Annotated in this window: 15 protein-coding genes and 1 pseudogene; 5 read left to right on the top strand and 11 right to left on the bottom strand. The window is 47.3% G+C overall.

The features are described 5' to 3' along the window. Nucleotides 1-263: 263 nt before the first annotated feature. From QUA62_RS17945 to QUA62_RS17970, 6 genes and pseudogenes are all read right to left on the bottom strand, one after another. Nucleotides 264-2,027 carry a nitrate ABC transporter ATP-binding protein gene (locus QUA62_RS17945; protein ID WP_333405732.1) on the bottom strand — a complete coding sequence of 588 codons (1,764 nt, stop codon included), beginning with the start codon at nucleotides 2,025-2,027 and terminating at the stop codon, nucleotides 264-266. 104 nt (nucleotides 2,028-2,131) lie between these two features. After that, entirely contained in the window at nucleotides 2,132-4,156 is a 2,025-nt protein-coding gene (locus QUA62_RS17950; protein WP_333405733.1) for a nitrate ABC transporter ATP-binding protein, read from the bottom strand. A gap of 230 nt (nucleotides 4,157-4,386) precedes the next feature. Beyond that, the gene (gene ntrB / locus QUA62_RS17955; RefSeq protein ID WP_333214635.1) at nucleotides 4,387-5,256 is read right to left on the bottom strand and encodes a nitrate ABC transporter permease; all 870 of its coding nucleotides are present in this window, start codon (nucleotides 5,254-5,256) and stop codon (nucleotides 4,387-4,389) included. A gap of 173 nt (nucleotides 5,257-5,429) precedes the next feature. Continuing rightward, nucleotides 5,430-6,764, bottom strand: coding sequence for a CmpA/NrtA family ABC transporter substrate-binding protein (locus QUA62_RS17960; RefSeq protein ID WP_333286415.1), 1,335 nt, complete (start codon nucleotides 6,762-6,764; stop codon nucleotides 5,430-5,432). Between the two features lie 91 nt (nucleotides 6,765-6,855). Beyond that, nucleotides 6,856-7,203, bottom strand: a complete 348-nt coding sequence (locus tag QUA62_RS17965) for a 2Fe-2S iron-sulfur cluster binding domain-containing protein (RefSeq protein ID WP_333405760.1) — start codon at nucleotides 7,201-7,203, stop codon at nucleotides 6,856-6,858. Between the two features lie 3 nt (nucleotides 7,204-7,206). Beyond that, nucleotides 7,207-8,742 (bottom strand): annotated as a pseudogene (locus QUA62_RS17970) (ferredoxin--nitrite reductase); the annotation flags it as partial. Between the two features lie 610 nt (nucleotides 8,743-9,352). Between QUA62_RS17970 and QUA62_RS17975 the strand changes: the two are divergent. Together QUA62_RS17975 and QUA62_RS17980 are read left to right on the top strand one after the other, a co-directional pair. After that, nucleotides 9,353-9,568 (top strand): hypothetical protein, encoded by a 216-nt coding sequence (locus QUA62_RS17975; protein WP_333405734.1) that lies wholly within the window; start codon nucleotides 9,353-9,355, stop codon nucleotides 9,566-9,568. Nucleotides 9,569-10,392: 824 nt separating this feature from the next. Then, the gene (locus QUA62_RS17980) at nucleotides 10,393-11,280 is read left to right on the top strand and encodes a PEP-CTERM sorting domain-containing protein (RefSeq protein ID WP_333405735.1); all 888 of its coding nucleotides are present in this window, start codon (nucleotides 10,393-10,395) and stop codon (nucleotides 11,278-11,280) included. A 96-nt stretch (nucleotides 11,281-11,376) separates the two neighbouring features. Here the strand turns inward: QUA62_RS17980 and QUA62_RS17985 are convergent, their stop codons facing one another. Continuing rightward, the gene (locus tag QUA62_RS17985) at nucleotides 11,377-14,031 is read right to left on the bottom strand and encodes a C39 family peptidase (protein ID WP_333405736.1); all 2,655 of its coding nucleotides are present in this window, start codon (nucleotides 14,029-14,031) and stop codon (nucleotides 11,377-11,379) included. A 434-nt stretch (nucleotides 14,032-14,465) separates the two neighbouring features. Further along, nucleotides 14,466-14,906, bottom strand: coding sequence for a peroxiredoxin (locus QUA62_RS17990; RefSeq protein ID WP_006632849.1), 441 nt, complete (start codon nucleotides 14,904-14,906; stop codon nucleotides 14,466-14,468). A 607-nt stretch (nucleotides 14,907-15,513) separates the two neighbouring features. Between QUA62_RS17990 and QUA62_RS17995 the strand changes: the two genes are divergently transcribed. From QUA62_RS17995 to ileS, 3 genes are all read left to right on the top strand, one after another. After that, nucleotides 15,514-15,924 carry an Npun_F0494 family protein gene (locus tag QUA62_RS17995; protein ID WP_333405737.1) on the top strand — a complete coding sequence of 137 codons (411 nt, stop codon included), beginning with the start codon at nucleotides 15,514-15,516 and terminating at the stop codon, nucleotides 15,922-15,924. 445 nt (nucleotides 15,925-16,369) lie between these two features. After that, complete coding sequence (locus QUA62_RS18000; protein ID WP_333405738.1) at nucleotides 16,370-16,933, top strand: Uma2 family endonuclease; 564 nt, start codon at nucleotides 16,370-16,372, stop codon at nucleotides 16,931-16,933. 285 nt (nucleotides 16,934-17,218) lie between these two features. Next, nucleotides 17,219-20,815 carry an isoleucine--tRNA ligase gene (ileS, locus tag QUA62_RS18005; protein WP_333405739.1) on the top strand — a complete coding sequence of 1,199 codons (3,597 nt, stop codon included), beginning with the start codon at nucleotides 17,219-17,221 and terminating at the stop codon, nucleotides 20,813-20,815. Nucleotides 20,816-21,067: 252 nt separating this feature from the next. Here the strand turns inward: ileS and QUA62_RS18010 are convergent, their stop codons facing one another. The 3 genes from QUA62_RS18010 to QUA62_RS18020 all read right to left on the bottom strand — a co-directional run bounded on the left by QUA62_RS18010 (nucleotide 21,068) and on the right by QUA62_RS18020 (nucleotide 22,300). After that, nucleotides 21,068-21,361, bottom strand: coding sequence for a hypothetical protein (locus QUA62_RS18010; RefSeq protein ID WP_333405740.1), 294 nt, complete (start codon nucleotides 21,359-21,361; stop codon nucleotides 21,068-21,070). A 7-nt stretch (nucleotides 21,362-21,368) separates the two neighbouring features. Then, nucleotides 21,369-21,704 (bottom strand): XisI protein, encoded by a 336-nt coding sequence (locus QUA62_RS18015; protein WP_333405741.1) that lies wholly within the window; start codon nucleotides 21,702-21,704, stop codon nucleotides 21,369-21,371. Nucleotides 21,705-21,787: 83 nt separating this feature from the next. Continuing rightward, on the bottom strand, nucleotides 21,788-22,300 hold the full coding sequence (locus tag QUA62_RS18020) for a dihydrofolate reductase family protein (RefSeq protein WP_333405742.1): 513 nt from the start codon (nucleotides 22,298-22,300) through the stop codon (nucleotides 21,788-21,790). Nucleotides 22,301-22,333: the final 33 nt, after the last annotated feature.

The raw sequence follows: 22,333 nt of genomic DNA on the forward strand, positions 1-22,333 counted from the left end.
CCATTTATACTTCCCAGAAACGGACAATACCCTGATTTAAAATTACCCGCTATCTTACTAAAAATCGCGCTTGCTCTCGCTTATAGTAAGCTTCTGGCTGCTCCTAAATCTTCCTCAAACAGAGGAAATTATAACCTAACTCTTGTCACCCCCAAGAAGGGGGGCTAAGAGGAATTTTTGCCTAGTTCTAACAGCGCCCAGGTACTACTTTTGACCTAGTTGTTGATAGCAATGTGAGATTTAGTGCGGGAGTTTTATGCCGCCTACTTCCCTGATTTTACTTCAAATACGCCACCGTTGGTGGGGCTAAAAGTTACTTGGAAGTCAGCAGTTTTTTCAGCGCCTGCAGTGGCACCGGCAGGAGTTTGCAAAACAGGCAGAGGAGTTTCTTTGAGGAAATCTTTAGCTGCTTTATTTGTGGGATCGAACTGTAGGATATCGCCGTTTTGTTTTACTTTGACCCGATAAGTCAAGCTTTCGGTAAATGTCGGAGTTGTTCTCCATTTTTGGTCGATTTGTGCATACAACTTCTGTCCGATCGCATCGAGTTCGGCTTGGTCAGAAATCTCTGATGTGGCACTGGTTGCTGCATTGGGCGCGACGGCGCTGTTAGCAGCAGCGATGGCTGCAGGGCTGGCATTCGGCGCAGGACTTGCAGCAGCGATGGCTGCAGGGCTGGCATTCGGCGCAGGACTTGCAGCAGCGATGGCTGCAGAGCTGGCATCCGGTGCAGGACTTGCAGCAGCGATGGGCGCAGGACTTGCAGCAGCAGCGATGGCTGCAGGGCTTGCAGCAGCGATGGGTGCAGGGCTAGCATTCGGTGTGGCGATGATCGAACTTGCTGCGATTTGCGGGCTGGGGGGAGAACTAACAACCGCCGCCGCAGGCGGCGCCTGCGGTGCAGTTTCTTCTAGTTTCGCTTGCTTTAGCTGGCTGGAAACAACAGACATATTGACGGCAGCTAAAGTAACCATTGCTACGAACCACGAGGCTGCCAGGATGCCGCGTTTGATCGGCGAAGCTTCTAGGGGTTCGGCAGCGTGAGACACAAAAGGTGCAGGTGCGATCGGCGTGTTAGCAACCGCAGGCTTTTTGCTAGCAGGTAATGGCATCGGTAGCGCGACGGCTTCTGTCTCGGAGTCCGTTGCTTCACCTTCTTCGTGGTGCGCGTAGCGAGAAAACAAGAACTCCAAAGCAAAGTTGCGAAGTTCGTAGTATTTCGGGTCTTCCATAATCCGCGCCCGGTTGCGGGGACGGCTGAACGGAACGTGCATATCTTCGCCGATGGAAGCTGCTGGCCCGTTGGTCATCATCACGATGCGATCGGCCAAAAACAAAGCTTCATCAATATCGTGAGTAATCATAATGACGGTAATTTTTTCCTTCCGCCAAATTTTAAGCAATTCTTCCTGCAACTCTTCCCGGGTAATCGGGTCTAGAGCTCCGAAAGGTTCGTCCAAAATCAACAGTTTGGGGCGAGTTGCCAGAGCTCGGGCGATCGCCACCCGCTGTTTCATCCCCCCGGACAATTGGCCCGGTCTTTTGTTACAAGCTTCGGTCAGCCCCACTAATTCCAAGTGTTCCTTGACGATCGTATTGTGTTCGTCTGCGGACTTTTCCGGGTAAACATTTTCAACGCCGAGGTGAATGTTTTCAGTAGCAGTCAGCCACGGTAGCAGCGAGTAGTTTTGAAACACCACCATGCGATCGGGGCCTGGTTCAGTAATCTGCGAACCTTCCAGGGCTACTTCTCCGTTTGTCGGCCCGTTGAATCCCGCAATCATATTCAGCAAAGTGGATTTGCCGCAGCCCGAGTGACCGATCAAACAAATAAATTCGCCTTCATTAATAGTCAGGTTTACACCGTCGAGAACGACGTAAGGGCCTTTAGGAGTTTCGTAGACTTTCGATACGTCTTTAATAGTAAGAAAGTCTTGCTTGGGCGTTTGAATTGTGGTGGTTGTTTGGGGGGTGTTTAGAGTTTGCATTTTTTCAGGATTTGGATTTTGGGTCGGGGAATTAGACATGACAGCTTTCGATTGAGAATTTGAAATTAGGGATTGAGGAAGGGGAAAATGTGGAGTCTTGTTTCCTGATTTCTTGCTCTTCATTCCCTCTTCCTATTTGCTGGTTATGCTGGCAGTTTGATGGAACACTGACTGCCTATTTGTTCAATTAAGATTTCTTCAATGCGGACGGCGCGCTTAATTTTGACATTCTGAAGATATTGGATCGGGTCGTCTAGATTAAACACAGTGCCGTCAAATAGCTCGATCGTCCGGCGATCTCTGGCGATATCCGGCAAGCCCAATTCGCGCACTGCTTGACCGAAAACATCGGGCCGCAAAACTCGATCGACCACTTCCACCCAGTTTTTCGGGAACGGGATCAGCCCCCAGCGAGCCATCTGCGCCATCACCCACACCATTTCTAGGCGGTCTGGAAAATTGGTTTTGTCAACGTAGAACTGGTTGAAATTGTAGAGCATCTCGGGTTCTGCCTCCGTACCGGAGTTGTACGGGTCGAGGAACCCCGGACGGATGTCTTTCGGATCGGCGCCGATGTATTGTTCTTGGCTAATCAATGCTAGGACTTCTTCGCGGTTGCGGCGGTCGTCGCAGTAGTCGCAGGCTTCCAAAAGTGCTTTGACGAGGGCGAGGTGGGTTTGAGGATATTTCTGAGCCCAATCTTCGGTAACACCGAGAACTTTTTCGATGTGTCCGGGCAAAATATCGAGGGAACGGGCCATGACAAAACCCGTACCGCTGTTGACTGCGTGGGAGTTCCAGGGGTCGCCTGAGCAGTAGCCGTCAATGTTGCCTGCTTTTAAATTCGATACCATCTGCGGGGGCGGAATTACGGTCAAGCCCACGTCGAGGTCGGGGTCGATGCCGCCGGCGGCCAGCCAGTAGCGGAACAGCAGATTGTGCATGGAGGCGGAGTGTACCATGCCCAAGGTGTGGACTTTATCGGGACTCTTGGCGATCGCAGCTTTGAAATCCTCTAATGTCCGAATGCCTTGTTTGTAAAGGTCTTTGCTGAAAACAATTGAATTGCCGTTGCGCGACAGCGTGAGGGCGCTACAGACGGGTACAGGGGCTTGACCGTCCATGCCCAACAGCATGGCGATCGGCATTCCTGCGACCATTTGTGCCGCGTCTAGCCGTCCTTCGGCGACTCCTTGGGCGATCGCTTTCCAGCTAGGTTCGCGGCTGAGAGTAACTTCTTCCAAGCCGTGGGCTTGAAAAAATCCTTTTTCTTTGGCTACCACTAACGGGGCGCAGTCGGTGAGGGGAATAAAGCCGATGTCGAGGTTGATTTTTTCCAGACCGTTGCGGGCGATGACAGGCGGTTGTTGTTTTGCCCTGCGCTGTTTGACCCGCTTTTGCTGGTTGAGGAAGTAAACCATTTCGTTACGCAGCGCGTAGTAACTCGGATGGTTGACAACTTCCATGCGCTTGCGGGGGCGGGGAATGTTCACTTCGAGGATTTGCCCGATTTGCGCTTCTGGGCCGTTGGTGAGCATCACAATGCGATCGCTCAGCAATAAAGCTTCGTCCACGTCGTGAGTTACCATCACGCTGGTGACTTTGCTTTCCTCGCAAATTTTCATCAACTGGTCTTGCAAACCGCCGCGAGTTAAGGCATCGAGGGCTCCGAAGGGTTCGTCTAGCAGCAGCAATTTTGGGCGAATCGCCAGGGCGCGGGCGATCGCAACTCTTTGTTTCATCCCGCCAGAAATTTCGCCCGGGCGTTTGTCCGCGGCGTGTCCGAGTCCGACCAATTTAATGTGGTGTTCGATCACCAACTCGCGATCTTCTTTAGAGTTACCGCTGTAAATTTCCTCTACTGCTAGGGCAATATTTTCGCGCACCGTCAGCCAAGGTAGCAGCGAGTAATTTTGAAACACCACCATTCTGTCGGGGCCTGGATCGCGGACTTCGCGTCCTTCTAAAGTAATCCCGCCCTGACTTGCTTTGTCGAGACCGGCGATGATATTTAGCAGTGTAGATTTGCCACAGCCCGAGTGCCCAATTAAGGTGATGAATTCTCCTTTTTTAATTTTCAGTTCGATATTTTTAAGAGCGATGTATTGCTCTCCATTGGGCAAGTTAAATACGCGGTCAACGTGGTCTACTTCAACAAATACTGACATGGCAATTTTAGGTTAGTTTGTAATTTGTATGATGCTGATTATTAATTGGGCATTGGCCATTGGGCATTGGGGATTGGGCATTGGGCATTGGCCATTGGGCATTGGCCATTAATTTATAACTAATTTCTAGCAGTTTGTAGTGGGCAACCATTCCCCATTCCCCATTCCCCATGCCGGATGCCCTATGCCCTATGCCCTATGCCCTATGCCCTATGCCCTATGCCCAAATTCTATTTCTGTTCTTCAGGAACAACTTTGGAAGCGATGAAACCCACCATTCTGTCTAAAATCAAACCGACGATTCCTACATAAAGCACTGCTAGAATCACTGCACTGAGTCGAGAACTGTTGTAAGAGTCCCAGATGAAGAAGCCGATGCCGACGCCGCCGACTAACATTTCGGCAGCTACGATCGCCAGCCAAGACAAACCGATGCCAATTCTCAAGCCAGTGAAGATGTAAGGAACTGAAGAAGGGAGCAGGATTTTCCAGAAGTATTTTTGGTTGGGGAGGCGCAATACGCGGGCGACGTTTCTGTAGTCTTGGGGTATTTGTTGAACGCCTACTGTGGTGTTAATTAGAATCGGCCATATTGCTGTAATTAAGATTACGAAAAGAGCTGAAACTTCGTTAGCTTTCATCCCCATGCCTTCAAAGGGATTGAACTGTTGAAATACAGCCAGGGCGATCGGCAGCCAAGCTAGGGGCGGGATAGTTCTGAATACTTGAAACAGCGGGTCTAAAGCATCGAACATTAAGGAGTTGGTGCCGATGAGGATTCCCAAACTGATGCCGAGAACTGCGGCCAAAGTAAAGCCGATCGCCACCCGCTGCAAGCTAGCCAAAATTTGCCAGAACAAGCCTTTGTCTGTACCGCCGTTGTCGAAGAAAGGATTGATAATCAGCTCCCAGGTTTCTTGGACAGCTTTGATTGGTCCCGGCAAGCTGGACTCGGGACTGTGGCAGAGGATTTGCCAGATTATGAGCAGAACTGTAATTGCTACCAGCGGGCGGATGATTTTTCGGCGGTTTTTTTGAACGTGATCCAGAACGAAATTTACTGGATTTTTGCTTTTAGTAACAGCGAGATTTGTTGCCATTTTTGTTTTTGCAGTTTTGTGAATAATCGATTATTTGTAGATACTTGGAACAGAGTTCAACTGGTTTTGCCCCTGGAACGAACCCTGCGTTTCACTCGATCCAACACCGTCAATTTTAGGTATTTGTCAACTGTTAACAGTTAACAGTCAACAGTCAACAGTCAACAAACTAATTATGCTTTTTTGATGGCCAGACCCTTCAGATATTCTTCGGGTTTTTCTGGGTCAAACTTCACGCCGTCAAAGAAGGTTTCGACACCGCGAGAACTGGTAGCAGGAATTTGGGCTGCAGGAACGCCAAGTGCTGTCGCTGCTGCTTTCCAAATATCTTCGCGGTTAACTTTATCAACCGTGGCTTTGATGTCGGTAGTTGCCGGGATATAACCCCAGCGAATATTTTCAGTTAAGAACCAAGCATCGTGACTCTTGTAGGGATAAGAAGCATTATCAGCCCAGAATTTCATAGCTACTGGGCTGGCAGCTTCAATGCGGCCGGTACCGTAGTCAACTTGACCTTTAGAGCGACCGATAATATCTGCTACTGGAACTTTTAACCACTTATCTTGAGAGATGATTTGGCACATCTCATCGTGATTTTCTGCCTTGTCGCACCACTGCTGGGCTTCCAGTACGGCCATTGTAATTGCTTTAGCAGCTTTGGGGTTTTTCTCAACCCAATCTCCTCTTAAAGCTAAAGCTTTTTCTGGGTGGTCTTTCCAAAGTTCTCCGGTTAATAAGGCGGTGTATCCTACCTTTTGAGTAACGAGCTGAGCATTCCAAGGTTCGCCTACGCAAAAGGCTTCCATGCTGCCAGATTTCATGTTCGCTACCATTTGGGGCGGCGGTATGGGAATCACGGAAACATCTGTATCTGGATTAATACCGCCGGCTGCTAGCCAGTAGCGCATCCACAAGTCGTGGGTACCGCCGGGAAAAGTTATAGCAACAGGAACGTTTTGATTGCCAAAAGCTGCTTTCAGGGGTGCGCTGTCTGTACCTACTTTTAAATCTAGGTATTTTTTGCTGAGGGAAATTGCTTGACCGTTAGTATTTAACCGCGCCACAATGTTCATCGGCACTGGCTGATTGCCTTTGGTAATAGTGCCTAATGTCATGTGGTAAGGCATCGGGGATAAAATGTGGGCTCCGTCAATGCCGCCTTTGTCGGAACCGAGTTCTAAGTTGTCGCGAGTAACTGGCCAAGATGCTTGTTTAGTAACTTGTACGTCTTTCATGCCGTACTTGGCAAATAACCCTTTTTCTTGGGCAATGATTAAGGGTGCTGAGTCGGTGAGGGCGATGAATCCGAGTTTGGCTGCGGTAACTTCTGGGGCGTCGGCAGGGTTGATGTTGACTGCTGGGGCGGCGCTGGGTGATGGGCCGCCGGCTGCGGGGGTGGCACTTCCGTTAGATGTGGTGGAACTGGAACTGCAACCGTGGGCTAGGAGGGTGCCGGCTGCTGTTGCTCCGGCGGTGATGATGAATTTTCTTCTCGAAAGGTTGCTCATTTGTCTTGAATTGTTGTTGTACTTTGAGATGGTGGAAATGTGAGATGTGAGATTAATTCGCGACCTTGGCATCGCATCTCACATTGTGAGATTAGGCGTCGATCGTCACTCTGCCGATCGCCCGCGCGCTGCAAGTTAAAATGAACCCTGGTTCTAAGCCGGCGGCCGCTTCGGGGTGGCTGTCGTAGGCCGCAATATTACCTTCTAGGAGTTTCTGCTTACAAGTGCCACAAACTCCCTTTCGGCAATCGCTGTCAAGTTCGACCCCGGCCCGTTCGGCAACATCGAGAATGTACTCATCTTCGCTGCAAGCAACTTCTTTGCCCGATCGAGCGAAAATGACAGTAGATGTCTGAGGTTTCGGTGCCTGGGCTGCCTTTTCGCCCTCCTCAACCGTCAATTGCAGTTGCCGCTGCAGCACAGCTACATCCCCTGTCATCTGTTTGGGAACTGCCCCAAACTGCTCGACTAACAGTTGATGCAGCACTGGTTTGAGGTCTTCGCAAGGGATGCTTTTTTGGACGCAAGTACCCAAATGAGCGTCTTTTCCGACTGTGCCTCCCATGTAAATGTCTACACCTTCGAGGGTTTTGCCGTTCTTGCGAACTTTTGTTCCCATCAAACCGATGTCTGCTACTTGGGGTTGACCGCAGGAATTGGGGCAACCCGTCCAGTGAATTCTCACAGGTTTGGGAAGTGAAAGTTCGACATCGAGTTCCTCAATCATTGCCACGGATCGGCTTTTGGTTTCGATGAGGGCGAAGTTGCAAAACTTGGCACCGGTGCAGGAAACCAAGGCTCGCATCAGCGGTGCGGGCTCGATGGAAAAACGCTGCAACAGCGGTTCTTTGACCAACGATTCAATCCGCGACTCGGGAACGTTGGGAATAATCACGTTTTCTTCCACAGTGAGCCTGAGCTCGCCGCTGCCGTAAACCTCGGCGATTCTGGCCAAATCGAACAAATCCGATGCCTGCAGCCGTCCGACTGGAACGTGCAGCCCTACATAGTTGAGCCCTGATTGTTTTTGGGGGTAGATGCCGATGTGGTCGCGTTTGTCCCAGGTGATTTCATCTTTGGGCGCGGCGGCGGGCAAAGTGCGACCTAATTCTTGTTCGACTTCGGCTCGGAATTGTTCGATTCCGAGTTCGTCAATCAGCCACATCAGTCGCGATTTTTGGCGGTTTGCTCTCGGGCCTCGATCGCGAAACACAGTTAAAATTGCTTTGCACAAATCTACAACGTCGCTGGGACTTGCCCATGCGTTGAGAGGAATTGCAGCTTCGCAGCGTTTGGCTGAGAAGAAGCCGCCGACTAAAACGTTAAAGCCGATGTTGCCGTCTTTGTAAGCGGGTACGAAGGCGATGTCGTTGATTTCTGCGTGGACTGAGTTGTCGCGGCAGCCTGCGATCGCAATATTAAACTTTCTCGGCAAATTTGAAAACGCGGGGTTGCCTTCGCCGCTGTTCGTAATCATGTCTTGGACTTCGTTCGCCAGTTCCCGCGTATCTATCAGTTCGTCGGCGTCTAGGCCCGCGACTGGGGAACCCGTGATGTTGCGTACATTGTCCATGCCAGACTGGATGCTGGTCATGCCCGCTTCTTTGAGGCGGCGGAAGATGTCCGGCACGTCTTCGATGCGAATTCCGCGCAATTGCAGGTTTTGTCTGGTGGTGATGTCGGCGCTGCCGTCGTCGCCGTAGCGCTGTACGATTTCTGCTAGCGTTCTGGTTTGATTGCTAGTAATGATGCCGTTGGGCAAGCGCAGCCGCATCATGAATTTGCCGGGAGTTACTGGCCGAAAGAAAATGCCGAGCCATTTGAGGCGGTGCTCGCGATCTGTTTCGTCCATTGCTTCCCAGCCGATTGCGGCGAAGTGGTCGAGTTCGCCTTTTAATGCTAAGCCATCTTTTTCGGCTTTGAGTTTTTCAAACTTGTTCAGGCTCGCTTGGGCTTTGGGTTCTATTGTTTGGGTCATCGGTTTACCCTCGCTGCTGGCTTGTGGGGAGGTATTGACTTGGAGCATAAAGTGTGTGTTTCCTGCTAACCTTAGTGACTGTATGAATTTAAAACTGTATATTTAGTTACTAGATCGAATTTCTTTTAAGCATGGTTGGTCTTCTGTAAACTTGAGTTTGACTGGGCGCTGGCTCGAACGTCGCCAAACTATTTATGGTTATAGTTGCTACCGATGATTGGGTCGATCGCTGCGTTTCGATGCACCTTTGTTATGAGCTAATGTAAAGCCCACGATTGTAAATATTCGTAGCTATTTTTACAAAATATTGAGTTTTATGAATATTTCGCATAGAGCTCATGCGTTTTATACATGGGAAATGGGTAAAGACGCCCACAAAACCGGAAAATCTCTCTAAATCTTTAGATTTAGGAGGAGAGAGGGGGAAATTGGAATATCTAAAATTAATTTTGTGACTGCGATCGCAGACTTAAAACGAGCTCGTCACACAATTACAACGGTCGCTGTCACACAGTTTGCCTCAAAACATCACCTTGTGTGCTATGCCAGCGTCACTATTAATTTTCGGAGAACCAGAGATGATATAAGCATCGAATTCAGGGAACATCTCATGTTTTTTGTTCAACTTATCCCCGGCGCTATTTCCGAAATGGTTGCCTCTGTTACGGAGACGGGTTGTTTGACTTTAGCCGATCGCTACGGCTTGATGGCCGCTGTGTTGGATGACTCTCTCGACGAGGAATACAGACATTCGATCAACCGCCTGCTGCGTTCTGTGATTAAGGGAAGAGTCAAGATAGTCAACGAACTGTCGGCGATATATTAACAGCATTTAAAAATTTGATTGATTTATGCACCGCTGCAAGTGCAGAAACCACCGGCCCATTTAGAAGGAACCCACGATGCCTGCAGCGGATGTAGCGCCGGAAGTTTCTTGGGTGTTCTAAAAACTTGCGATCGCTCTTGCGGTATGATTTTTTTTGATTATCCAATTCTCGCTTTGTGCGGCACTTACAGAAAAAGTGCTGATTCACAGTTTTGACGATCGAGTGAGAGCCTGTTGGGTGGAACGCTTATGGTAAAATTAGTAAAATTGTGGGCCATCGGCATTTGAGGAGTTTCAGGAATGAAGTCATCCCAACCGACGTAATTATGATTATTCCACAGCGCTGGAAATGAAAGACAATTTAGGAAAATTATTAATCAAACAATCGAATTATTAATAGAATCGGGCATCGGCATCTACAACATCACGCCCACTTTTGTCAAAATTCGTTGGTAATTGATAAAAAATCAATTAAGTCGATCGGTCGGAAAAAATAATAATATCTTGTAGGGGCCAGTCAAGCCTAGATATTGACTCGCAGACAGTTTATTGCTGCACTCAACCGTCTAAACCCGGTAGTGGGTTTATTTGCACCTATACAGGATTTATGCAGCCCTACTTTATACTGTGCCTGCATAAATCCTGTATTTAGTTACTGCCCTTGGTTAGTTTTTTTAACCAATATAGTTGATATAATGCGATCGCCCGACCAAATTTTTAGCAATATTTTAATATTTTCAGGCGAAATATATGATTGACTGAAAATTAAAAACAGTCGAGCAAGCAGACTTGACAATTTAACAATGATTCCCCGGGAGCATTTTATGAAATCCATTGCTAAAAACAGCATCCACTGGACTTACTCAGTGGCTATGTTCTGTGCCCTTTTCGCAATACAGCAACAAAAAGCTACAGCAGCAACGCTATCTAACGGCTGGAATTATGCGATCGATTCTTTCAACGACGGCGTGACAGGGCCCCAAATCGGCGGCGGGGAATTTGAATTTTACGGCATCGCCATCAAAGAAACATCAGATACAGCTTTCATCGCCATCAACTCCAATCTAAGTTTAGCAGGATATGCCGACCCGCTAGCTCAAAGAGGCAACATCAACTACGGCGATTTATTCTTCAATTTTTCCGGTCAAAACTTCAATACAGCTAACGCAAACGGCAGCTTGTTTGGTATCCGCTTTGCTGCGGGAAATGACTCCGGCGTGGCGACAACAGGCGTTTACAGAAATGTTACAGCGAAAAACGTCACCCAAACTAACTCTGGCTTTAGCAATTTAAATCAATTCAATACGGTAGTGGCATCTCAAGGCGGAACCCCATCAATGGGCGATTTAGCGGCCACAGATCCCTATTTTCAACAAACAGGCAACTCGACTATTCTCAACTCAATAGCTACGGGTACAAAAGTAGGAGAAATCAATTTTTTAACGCCAGCAACTTTGAGCGTCCTCGGTCTTAATTTCGCTCAGTTTAATGCAGTAGGTTCTCAAACAATTGGATTCAGTTTTAATAAATCCTCCATGCCTTCGGGGAACTATATTGCTAACTTTTTGGCCGAGTGCGCTAACGATGCGATCGCTATTCAAGGATCGTTTGAGGCTGTACCCGAACCTTCTACTTGGTTTAGTACTTTACTAGGATTGAGCTTTTTAGGTATTGGCGCAGCAAAACGCAAAATTAAGCGCAAGGTTTCCTAATTTAGGTAGGGTGTGCATTAAGTACCTTACGAATAGCTGTTATGCACACCTTACGAATAGGCGTAGTGCCTCACTAATTGCAAACAGTAGAGTAGATTATGGAGAGATAAAATGGGCCCAAACATTCCCATCTGGCCCAGCAACTTGATTGACGTAACTGTAGGGATACATCAACTTTCTCCCCTCAGTATCGCTGTAACCAGTGAGTGCATCTCCCCAAGGATCTTGCACGATATAACCCTGAGAATTGTAGCCAATTACAGTAAGAATGTGACCGGCCGCAGTAAAATCTCCGGCTAAAACTACTGGCCGCCGATTTAGCAATTCCGATCGCACTTCGGCCCATGTGCGAGTCGTACTAAAACTCGTCTTAAACCCGTAAGCCTGAATCAGCGCCGAAAGCACACTGTGATCCGTTTGAGAACCCTGGCCGGCATAATCGAAACACCACTGCAACAACTCATCCTCCAACTGTCCGCCCCACTCAGAACGAAGGCCGTAATAATAAAGCACCATGGCGATCGCAGTTACGTTGCAAGTAGACCAGTCAAAACGCGGATTGTCCCGCTGCGAAAAATACGGCACGTTCAATTCCACATTGTTCGGAACCGGATCGAAAATTTTATCTCCCCGCTTGAACTGAACAAAACTAGGAAAAACATAACCTGTATTGCCAAAATTCGGCAGTTCTTCAGTCAGGGAAACTTTCAGGTGAGATGCTTCCGCCCCGTAGCTGTTCACGCCGTAAACTCGACCTAAAGGCAGCGTAGTTCTCTCGGTACTGCTCAGGCTAGCAGAATCTACCGGCCGTTTTTTAAACACAGTTGCTTGCAGGATTGTCATTGTCAAAGCACTGGGGTCAAAGGCAACTTCTTTGCCGTCTTTTTTAATTTTAACGTCCTGCCAATAAATAAATCCGATATTGCCGAAACCGGGAATTGGTTGGGCGAGAGTTACTCGGAAATGCCCCAAAATGCAGGCATAACCAGTGATCGCATAGGTGCTGCCTAAAGTTATTTGAGCAACTTGATTTGCAGGCAGTTTCGATGAATCTTCTGGTTGACCTTTAATCTGAGTTGTTTGAATTACCAACAGTTGAGCGCTGACGTTGCTATTCGGTACGTCGGCCAGGTCAAATTTTAGGATTTGAGTACCTTTGGCCAACTGAACGTCGGGTTCGTAAAAATAGCCAAAAGTGCCGATCGGTGAAATTGCTGAATCCACAACCACCTTGAGATGCCCGTCAATAAATCCGTATCTGCTAACCGTCAAAGTCTGGCCTGCTTTGACAAGAACTTTTTGCTGATTGTTGAGTCGAGAAGAATCAAGCGGAGCTACCTTAAACAAAGTGTCAGAAACTATCTTTAAGGTCAAACCTTGTCCCACAGTTAGCGGATCGGAACTTACGGTAATGTAAATTATTTGGCTGCCAGTAACGTTGCCTTTGCTGTCAGTTGCCCGCAACCTGAGCCACCGAGCTCCCGCTACGCTAAATCCTTTAGACAAATTAACTTGCCAAGTGCTGGCTTCTTGGTTTAGAGTGACGGTTAGGGGAAATTTATCCTCAGCTATCACGTCAATTTTTGCTGCTTGTTGCCGGTCAAAAGTACCCCGAAGGACGATCGGCTGATTTACTAAAACTTCTGACGGCCCTTGATAAGTTAAATTCACAGCGGGATTAAAAGATTTGCCACCGCGGCTGAATTGCACAAAATCGGGATAAATGAAACCCGTATTGCCAAATTGTGGCAAATTCTCGGTCAGCGAGACTTTAATGTGGCTTTGTTCGATCGAGAATCCGGCAATTCCGTAAATCCTTCCCGCCGGCAAGGTAATCTTTTCTTGGGGTGGCAGGCTAGCGGCATTTATCGGCCGCTTTTTAAACACAGTTGTTTTGATGATTGTCATCGTAACTGCATTTCTATCATACTCAATTCCCCTGCCGTCTCGCAAAATTTGGACGTGCTGCCAGTACAGAAATCCCGAAGTTCCTAAGTTAGGAACTGCCTGAGCAAAAGCGACTCGGAAATGGTTTTCCACGCAAGCGTAGCCGAGAATATTGAAAGTTTCTCCCAGGTTAAATTGTAATTTCTGAGTTGATCCTAAAGTTGCAGAATCTGTAGGGTTGAGCTTTAACCAGGTCTTTTTGATCACCCACAGTAACTGCATTCCAGGTGGCGGGGCCGGCAACTCGGCGCGATCGAATATGAGAATTTTTGCGCCTTTGGTTATAACTACGTGTTTTTCGTAGAAAAAGCCAGAGGTTCCCACCGGAGGAATTGGATTATTTAGTTGAACATTCAGGTGACCGTCTTCTAACTCGTAGTCCCTAATTTGATAAGTTTTACCTGCTGGTATTTCCGCTTTTTGCAGGTTGTTGAGATTGCTTGCGGGCAGTGTTCCGACTTTGAATGCGGTATCTCTGAGAGTAATTAACGTGAAGAATTGAGCGGGTGACTGAGAAGCAGGATTAACTTTGATATTAATTGTTTGTTGGCCGATAACTTTGCCGGTCTTATCAGTTGCCCTCACCTGCAGTGTGCGAGTTCCTGCGCTATCGAATCCTTTTTCTAAACTGATGTGCCAAAAGCCTCTAGAGAGATTGATCCCCATATTCAGCGCATTTGAGCCTTCTGCTGCTGAAATTGCTGCCACTAGATTTTTGTCAAAACTGCCAACTAAGACAGTGGCTCTATTGGCCTCAATTTCTCGCGGGCCTAAGTAACTCAAAATAATGTTGTTGGTTGTCATTATATATCCCTCTACCTACTTAGTTATTCAGCTAAAGCAAGGATAACTTCTGATTTTATCAAACACAATGACCCTAACCAGGACAAAATCGCCCCTAGATTCAGCCTACGGGCGGTTAATGCCTTTTCCAGTATAAGTTTTTAATTATTGGCGGGAGTTGCGTCACAAATCTAACTTTAGACGTACCATAAGCACCTTAACCGAATAGATGCCTGGTTGAGCGGATTTGTGGTGCAAGTTTTGAGGGAAGGGATTTAGTTCGAGTAGGTTGCTTCCCCCTGTATCCTTGACCCCTCACTTGCTGAGTCAGGACTTACGAAAAAAACCCGGTTCCTACCAGAATATTGCTTATAGCAACGAGGCATCTAGGAAGAAACCGGGTTTTTAGCCGTTTGGTGCATCCAGGAAGGTTAGTGCGATCGGCTAAAATTCGACTAAACTATGGTGACAAGAATATCTTGAGCGTGAGAGTCAACTTTCATGGTTTCGCCCTCATAAACTTGAATGATTTTGCCGGTACCGTCGATGACGAAAGTAACGCGCTTGGCATAATCGCCTTTTTCGACATCGTAAGCTTTGGTAATCGTGCCATCAACATCTGCTAAAAGCTGGAAAGGCAAACCGTATTTTTCTGTGAACTTTTGGTGCGATTCCTCGTTGTCTCGGCTGACACCGAGAATTACAAGATCTTTCCCTTTGTATTCTTCATAAGCTGCTTTGAAGCTTTGGGCTTGTCTGGTGCAGCCGGGGGTGTCATCTTTAGGGTAGAAATACAAGATGACGGTTTTACCGGTGAAGTCGGACAGGGAGACGGTGTTGCCGTTTGTGTCTTTGGCGGTAAATTGAGGGGCAGCGCACCCAACTGGTAATGTCATAGTTTTGTTTCCCTTGAGATTTACCAACCTATTTTAGTTGATTTTGTGCTGCTACCGTCAATCTTTTGAATGTGAGGTTCGGGATTGAGTTTGTCCCAGGGAAATTTGGCGCTTGGAAATAGTTCGCTCTGGTGATTTTTGGCGTTGACTTGCGGGCGATTGCGTGTTATATTATCGGCTTTTTATTAAAAATTTCTTAGGTAATTAAAATTGATTACTCAAGTAAAATATGAGGAATTTCTACACGGTAATTTTCCGAATAAGTGCTGAGGAGGGGTTTTATATCTGTTGATAAAATGGAGGCTGAAACAAGGCAATGCTCCCGAGCAATCTCTTGATAAATTCAAAGAATAATTGAATTTATTGGCGAACTGTATGAATGTGGATATGATGTTGAGTTCACCCGTTTTCCTATTCATCACTTCCCTTAATTTATGAGTTTTTAAGATGGAGAAACTCAAATCAATTATGAATTAAAAAAGTTTATGCCTAAAAATATTTTTTTCGGTTCAAAGCCTGTCTGAATTTTTATATAAGTTTCATAACTCCAATTTGGCTCTAAATCTGCAATCATAAAAAATATAGTAGCTACTCAAAAGTTCTCGCAATGACTTTTATCCCCTCCGAAGCGTTTAAATCTATTAGTTATCCCGATCGCACTGTCAAAAGAGCCGATCGCGCCGTCCGCTGTTCCCCTTTTCAATTACACTTCTTCCAGACCATCCGCGATAACAGTGTTTTCCTAACTGCGATCGCCTCAAATTCCGGTGTAGAAAGCGGCTACACTCGATCGCCCGTATCCGAACTCGTAGCCGAAAACTCTCTACTCTGGCTGATCCAAGTCGGCGTGTTGCGGCGGGAAGTAGACGGACAAGGGATTACCGACAGTTTTCGCCTCACGCCCCTGGGCCGCCAACTCGTGGAAAAATGGGAACAGGAAGGACAGGGAGTGCCGGCCGCGTCATTGTGCGATCGTATGGGAAATGCCGTCAGCCGCGGGTTCGGACTATTTCTATGACCTTTTCTCGCTTGCTGCTACAGTCCGACAGGGAATGAATTCCCTGTCTCATAGCGAAAGTCGGTTAAAACCGACTGCAAGTGTCAATTCAATTAGATGTTGAGTTTCGCATAAAACCGACTGCAAGTCTCAATTTAACTCGATGTTGAGTTTCGCATTGCACGTTAATCAACCTCCTCAGTCCTCTTGCAGAGGACTTGCGCTATGAGACAGGGATTTCAATCCCTGTCGGACTCGCCGTCAAACGAGTTAGACCGCGATCGCACTTGAGTTTCTTAGAAGGACTGGGGTGTGTTTTCTTTCGCGGAGAATCCCACAAGCAAATTTATGCTTTTTTGTGGAACAGGCCGAAAAGCCTGTTCTTAAAAAGGATGCAAGATGTGAGTATAAATTAAATTCGCGATCGCTTAACTAATACAAATTAAACTTAAATCAAATAAAAATAATGGTTCAAACCGCTTCTAAACCTTTGAGTCTCGATGAATTTCTCCAACAGTCGGAAACCAAACCCGCTAGCGAATTTATCGACGGTCAAATTATCCAGAAACCTATGTCCCAAGGAAAACACAGCACAATTCAAAGCGATTTGGGTGATGACATCAACCGGGTACTCAAACCCCAACGCATCGCCCGCGCTTATCCAGAATTGCGCTGTACCTTTGGCGGTCGATCGACAGTACCCGATCTTGCAGTCTTTACCTGGGAACGCATTCCCCGCGACGAAAACGGCGAAGTAGCCAACACTTTCGCCATCGCCCCCGACTGGACAATCGAAATTCTTTCCCCCGACCAAAGTCAAACTAAAGTCGTCCGCAACATTCTCCACAGTCTCGCCCACGGGACTCAGATGGGCTGGCTGATTGACCCGGAAGAAGAACTGGTATTTGTCTATTTTGCCGATCGCACCATAGCAGTTTTTGAAGAACCGGGCGATCGCATCCCCGTTCCAACCTTTGCTGAATCCTTCAATCTCACCGTCGGTGAAATGTTCAGTTGGCTAACCGAATAGCCTAACGTCGATTTGTGATATCGTTTATGGTTCGACCGGAATGATTTAACCGCAGAGGCCGCAGAGGGCGCAGAGTCAGAGAAGAGAGATCTCTCTACGGATTTGGTTCGATCTAATGTGCGGTCGATCGCTTATACTAAAATATCTGGTTGTCAGCTCTTCAATGACGAGAGATGACTAAAGTTGTCACTACAAACTTAATTAGGATTATTTAACCGGACTTGATATCATCTTTCAAATAACCGCTAACTACTAACAACTAACTACATAAAACGTTTCTCAAAAATGGAAGCTAAATCTTACAAAGACACCGTAAATCTGCCCAAAACCAAGTTTGATATGCGCGCCAACGCCGTCAAACGGGAACCAGAATTGCAACAATTTTGGGCCGATCAAGAAATCTACGATCGCCTCTCGGAAAATAACCCAGGCGACTTGTTCATCCTGCACGACGGCCCCCCCTACGCCAACGGACAACTTCACATCGGCCACGCCCTCAACAAAATCCTTAAAGACTTTATCAACCGCTACCAAATGCTGCGCGGCAAAAAAGTCCGATACGTCCCCGGTTGGGATTGTCACGGATTGCCGATCGAACTTAAAGTATTGCAGAACATGAAATCGGAGGAGCGGCTCAATCTTACCCCGATCGAACTCCGCCGCAAAGCCGCCACCTTCGCGCAGCAAACAATGGAACAGCAGCGCGAATCCTTCCAGCGCTACGGCGTTTGGGGCGACTGGAAACACCCGTATTTAACCATGAAACCCGAATACGAAGCCGCTCAAATCGGCGTTTTCGGTCAAATGGTGCTCAAAGGCTACATCTACCGCGGCTTCAAACCGGTTCACTGGAGCCCGAGCTCGAAAACAGCCCTCGCCGAAGCGGAATTAGAATATCCCGAAGGCCACACGTCGCGCAGCATCTACGTCGGCTTTCATGTGAAAAAATTGTCAAAATCCCTGCAAACAAAGCTCAAGCGCTATATGCCGAGCCTCTGGGCGGCGATTTGGACGACTACCCCCTGGACGATTCCGGCAAACTTGGCGATCGCAGTCAATCCTGAACTGACTTATGCCGTGGTGGAACCGCCTGCAGATTCCCACATCGCACAACAATTTATGTTAGTAGCTGTCGATGCGGTCGATCGGCTGTCGGCAACTTTTAACACTCAATTAAAAATACTTGCCACCTTCAAAGGCAAAGAATTAGAAGGTTGCAGTTACAAACACCCGCTGTTCGATCGTGAAAGTCCAATTGTTGCCGGCGGTGACTACATTACCGCCGATTCAGGAACCGGATTAGTGCACACCGCACCCGGCCACGGACAAGAAGACTTTATCGTCGGAAAACGCTGCGGTTTGCCAGTTTTAACGCCCGTAGACGAGAACGGAAATTTCACCGCAGAAGCAGGACAGTTTGTAGGTTTAAATGTCCTCGGAAACGGCAATGCCGCAGTCATTGATGCCCTTGCCGAAGCAAATTGTTTGATTAAAGAAGAAAGTTACGCTCACTCTTATCCTTACGATTGGCGCACGAAAAAGCCGACTATTTTTCGGGCGACGGAACAGTGGTTTGCTTCCGTTGAAGGGTTCCGAGATGAAGCCTTAAAAGCGATCGCGAATGTGAATTGGATTCCCGCCCAAGGGGAAAATCGGATTACTGCAATGGTGGGCGATCGATCGGATTGGTGTATTTCTCGCCAGCGGACTTGGGGCGTTCCCATTCCCGTATTCTACGACGAAGAAACCAACGAACCGCTGTTAAATGAAGAAACGATCGCCCATGTGCAAGCCCTTTTTGCCGAGAAAGGTTCCGATGCTTGGTGGGAATTGTCGATCGATGAATTGCTGCCGGAATCTTACCGCAATAACGGCCGCACTTACCGCAAAGGTACAGACACGATGGATGTGTGGTTTGATTCCGGTTCTTCCTGGGCCGCAGTTGCCCAAGGTCGATCGGAATTAAACTATCCTGCTGATATCTATTTGGAAGGTTCAGACCAACACCGAGGCTGGTTTCAATCGAGTTTGCTTACCAGTGTAGCAACAAACGGCGTTGCTCCTTACAAAACAGTTTTGACTCACGGTTTTGTGCTGGATGAAAAAGGCCGGAAGATGAGCAAATCTGAAGGCAATGTCGTCGATCCAGCAGCCGTAATTAAGGAATATGGAGCCGATGTTTTGCGGTTGTGGGTGTCTTCGGTAGACTACTCGGCAGACGTGCCTTTGGGCAAAAACATTCTCAAACAGCAGTCGGATGTTTACCGCAAAATTCGCAATACAGCTAAGTTTTTGCTGGGCAATTTGCACGACTTCGACCCGGCAAAAGATGGCGTTGCTTACGAGGAATTGCCGGAACTCGATCGCTATATGCTGCACAGAATGGGCGAGGTTTTTGCGGAAGTTCAAGATGCTTTTGAAAGCTTCCAATTTTCCCGCTTTTTCCAAACTGTGCAGAATTTCTGCACGGTGGATTTGTCGAATTTTTACTTGGATATTGCCAAAGACAGACTTTACATCAGCGCGACAGATACCCTTCGCCGCCGCAGTTGTCAGACGGTGATTGCAATTGCTGTGGAGAATTTAGCAAGGGCGATCGCACCTGTTTTGTGTCACATGGCTGAGGATATTTGGCAGTACCTTCCCTATCCGACTCCTTACAAGTCAGTATTTGAAGCCGGCTGGGTGCAAATTGATGCTTCATGGCACAATCCAGAATTGGCTACTCGCTGGCAGTATTTGCGACAAGTGCGCGGCGAAGTTAACAAGGTTTTGGAAAAAGCCCGGATGGAAAAGGCGATCGGTTCTTCTTTGGAAGCTAAGGTTTTGCTGTATGTTCCCGATGTGGAAAAAAGAGAGCAATTGGAAGCTTTGAATCCCAGCAGCGAAGAATTGGTGGATTATGTGCGATCGCAAAATTCAGTCATCGAGTTAGCAGCAGAGGAGAAAGCAAAAGCAGCACAAGATCGACAGGAAGAACAAGCGGCAAAAGTTGCCAAAGTCTTGACAGAAAACACAATTTATGTTGAGGGGAAAAAGAGCGCAGAAAAGGGCGATCGGCCTTCTCAGATAGTAGAGTATTCGGCCCCGGAACTGCCGGCTTCAGATTCTGGGCCAATCTTAGATCGAGCCGCCGAGTTGGTGGCTAATTTGCCTGAATACGCGGGCAAGTTTTTCACAGAATACCAAAAAGCGCTGGTAACACTTGGGCTGTTAGCCTCTGTGTTGATAACCGGCAGAGTAACGCTGGCGATTTTGGATACGATTAATCAGATTCCGATGTTGGGAGGCTTGTTGGAAGTCATCGGCATCTTATTTACAATCTGGTTTGCTTTCCGTCACTTGCTGTTTGCCGCCAACCGTCAACAACTGGCTCAAAAGATTGATTTTATGACAGCAGATGTGGTGGGGCGGACAAGCGGGCTTGTGCTTGTAGAAACACAGGCGATCGTACTCGCACCGCCACTAGAGACAGCGCTTGTGCTTGTAGAAGAAACACAGGCGGCGATCGCACAAACAGCCCCAGCCGAAAAAGTGTTGTTAGAAACACCCCCAATTCCGCAAGCAGAATTAGTTGCGATCGAGCCCCAATCAGAAATTCCTGCTGAAATAGCTGTAACGCACGATTCTACAATGGCCGGCAAGGGTGTAGATGAACTGCGGTATTTGTTCATTACTTCGGAAGTGGAACTGGTAGAATCGAATGAAATTCTGCAAGAATTGCCGTACAGTTATCAGTCTCCTGAGTTGGCGATTGGTGTAGTGAAAGCAGACGGGGAAAAGTGCGATCGTTGCTGGAATTACTCGACTCACGTCAGCGAGTCGATCGAACATCCGCTAATTTGCGAACGCTGCGTTTCTGCTGTAGACCACAAATTCTAACCGTATGATGTACACCGCGCACCGCTGTAACTGCCATTGCGAGCTATACGCGAAGCAATCGCCGACTCCGTGATTGCTTCACTATCTACTCGTTACCAGGCTCCTGCCTGGTAACGCAGATCCGGAGGCTCTGCCTCCATCTTCCCAGCCGAGGCAGAGCCTCGCTTATATGGGTTCCAAGGCAGAGCCTTTGAACCAGTTAAATCAATCAAACAATGAGTGGGATGGGCTTTGAGCAGCGTCCCGAATATGCTATTTCTTAAAAAAACCGCAGACGATTTCACCAGGGTTGTTTTGTCCAAACGTCAAAACTGTTCCATCTTTCTTAACTGTAGTGCGATCGCGGCAATTGTAGACTTCCAGAGGCTGTTTCACTCCATCAACACTCAGAATTACCCTGTATTCCCAATAGTTTTTCGCACTGCGTTTGATATCGACAATGCAAATCTCGCTTCCTTGATAATTGCGGCATACAGAGGCGTCAGCAGGAAGCGCGACCCAGAAAAAACATATTAATAACAAAAAGTAGCAAATACATTTCATCATCCGCTATCTATTCCACTGCATAACCCGTATACTTCCGCATAAAAGGCGGCTGAAATCCCCAAACAATATCCTCTTTTGGAACTCCAGCTATTACTAAATCTTCAGCAATATCATCTTCAGTGGCATTCCATTGAAGCCAAATTTTCCCGCCCTTGATATCTATGTGAATGCTACAGTGATGCACCCTAGTCTGCTTGTCCCAGCCAACATAAAAGATTTGGTAGTGATCTCGTTCTGTATCAAGAATTGTCTCGACTTCAATGTCTCCGTGAGCAGGTTGGCGCTTGCCGTACTCCAGTAACATTTGCTGCACAATTTGCCGATATTTGATTAATTTTTCCATTGTCAACTTACTAAGTCCTATCTTACCTTTTTTGATAACCAACTGACAGTATTTTGCAAGCGACTTAGCCATTGGGCGCGCCCTCAAGTCGCGACATCGTAAGATAGTTGAACCATACCAGAACTATATGTCTGACATCCAGTTAACTGCAAAGCTGTAGTATTTATGGGATTAACAAATAAAGGGATTCCCTCGCCTAAAATAAGCGGATGAACCGAGAGAATCACTTCGTTGACAAAATTTTGATTCAGGAAATCGCGAATCAGCAGAGCACCTCCCACCAACCAAATATTCTTGCCGTCAAGCAATCGCAAATCATTGACAAAATTCTCTAAATCTGTTACCACTTCGACATCAGAAGTGGCTTGAAAATCTAGATTTTTCGTAAAAACATAACTCTTTTTTTCCTGGTACGGATACTCGCCAAAAGTTAGAACTTGTTCGTAAGTTTTCCGACCCATGAGAACCGTATCGATGCTATCTAAGAATTTAGTATAACCGTAATTTTGGTCTGTAAACAGCCAGTCAATATCGCCATTCGAGCGGGCAATATAACCGTCCAAACTAGATGCAATGAATAGTACAATTTTACGCATGGCAACACCCAGGTTTTTGGAATGATTGGGGCG

The organism is Microcoleus sp. MON1_C1, from assembly GCF_036701945.1.
Taxonomy (GTDB): domain Bacteria; phylum Cyanobacteriota; class Cyanobacteriia; order Cyanobacteriales; family Microcoleaceae; genus Microcoleus.

Coding starts and splice junctions, on each gene's coding strand:
- QUA62_RS17990 (WP_006632849.1), bottom strand. CDS start 14,906: ATGACATTACCAGTTGGGTGCGCTGCCCCTCAATTTACCGCCAAAGAC.
- QUA62_RS17960 (WP_333286415.1), bottom strand. CDS start 6,764: ATGAGCAACCTTTCGAGAAGAAAATTCATCATCACCGCCGGAGCAACA.
- QUA62_RS18020 (WP_333405742.1), bottom strand. CDS start 22,300: ATGCGTAAAATTGTACTATTCATTGCATCTAGTTTGGACGGTTATATT.
- QUA62_RS17945 (WP_333405732.1), bottom strand. CDS start 2,027: ATGTCTAATTCCCCGACCCAAAATCCAAATCCTGAAAAAATGCAAACT.
- ntrB (WP_333214635.1), bottom strand. CDS start 5,256: ATGGCAACAAATCTCGCTGTTACTAAAAGCAAAAATCCAGTAAATTTC.
- QUA62_RS18000 (WP_333405738.1), top strand. CDS start 16,370: ATGGTTCAAACCGCTTCTAAACCTTTGAGTCTCGATGAATTTCTCCAA.
- QUA62_RS18010 (WP_333405740.1), bottom strand. CDS start 21,361: ATGATGAAATGTATTTGCTACTTTTTGTTATTAATATGTTTTTTCTGG.
- QUA62_RS18015 (WP_333405741.1), bottom strand. CDS start 21,704: ATGGAAAAATTAATCAAATATCGGCAAATTGTGCAGCAAATGTTACTG.
- QUA62_RS17950 (WP_333405733.1), bottom strand. CDS start 4,156: ATGTCAGTATTTGTTGAAGTAGACCACGTTGACCGCGTATTTAACTTG.
- QUA62_RS17985 (WP_333405736.1), bottom strand. CDS start 14,031: ATGACAACCAACAACATTATTTTGAGTTACTTAGGCCCGCGAGAAATT.
- QUA62_RS17965 (WP_333405760.1), bottom strand. CDS start 7,203: ATGACAGGGGATGTAGCTGTGCTGCAGCGGCAACTGCAATTGACGGTT.
- QUA62_RS17995 (WP_333405737.1), top strand. CDS start 15,514: ATGACTTTTATCCCCTCCGAAGCGTTTAAATCTATTAGTTATCCCGAT.
- QUA62_RS17975 (WP_333405734.1), top strand. CDS start 9,353: ATGTTTTTTGTTCAACTTATCCCCGGCGCTATTTCCGAAATGGTTGCC.
- ileS (WP_333405739.1), top strand. CDS start 17,219: ATGGAAGCTAAATCTTACAAAGACACCGTAAATCTGCCCAAAACCAAG.
- QUA62_RS17980 (WP_333405735.1), top strand. CDS start 10,393: ATGAAATCCATTGCTAAAAACAGCATCCACTGGACTTACTCAGTGGCT.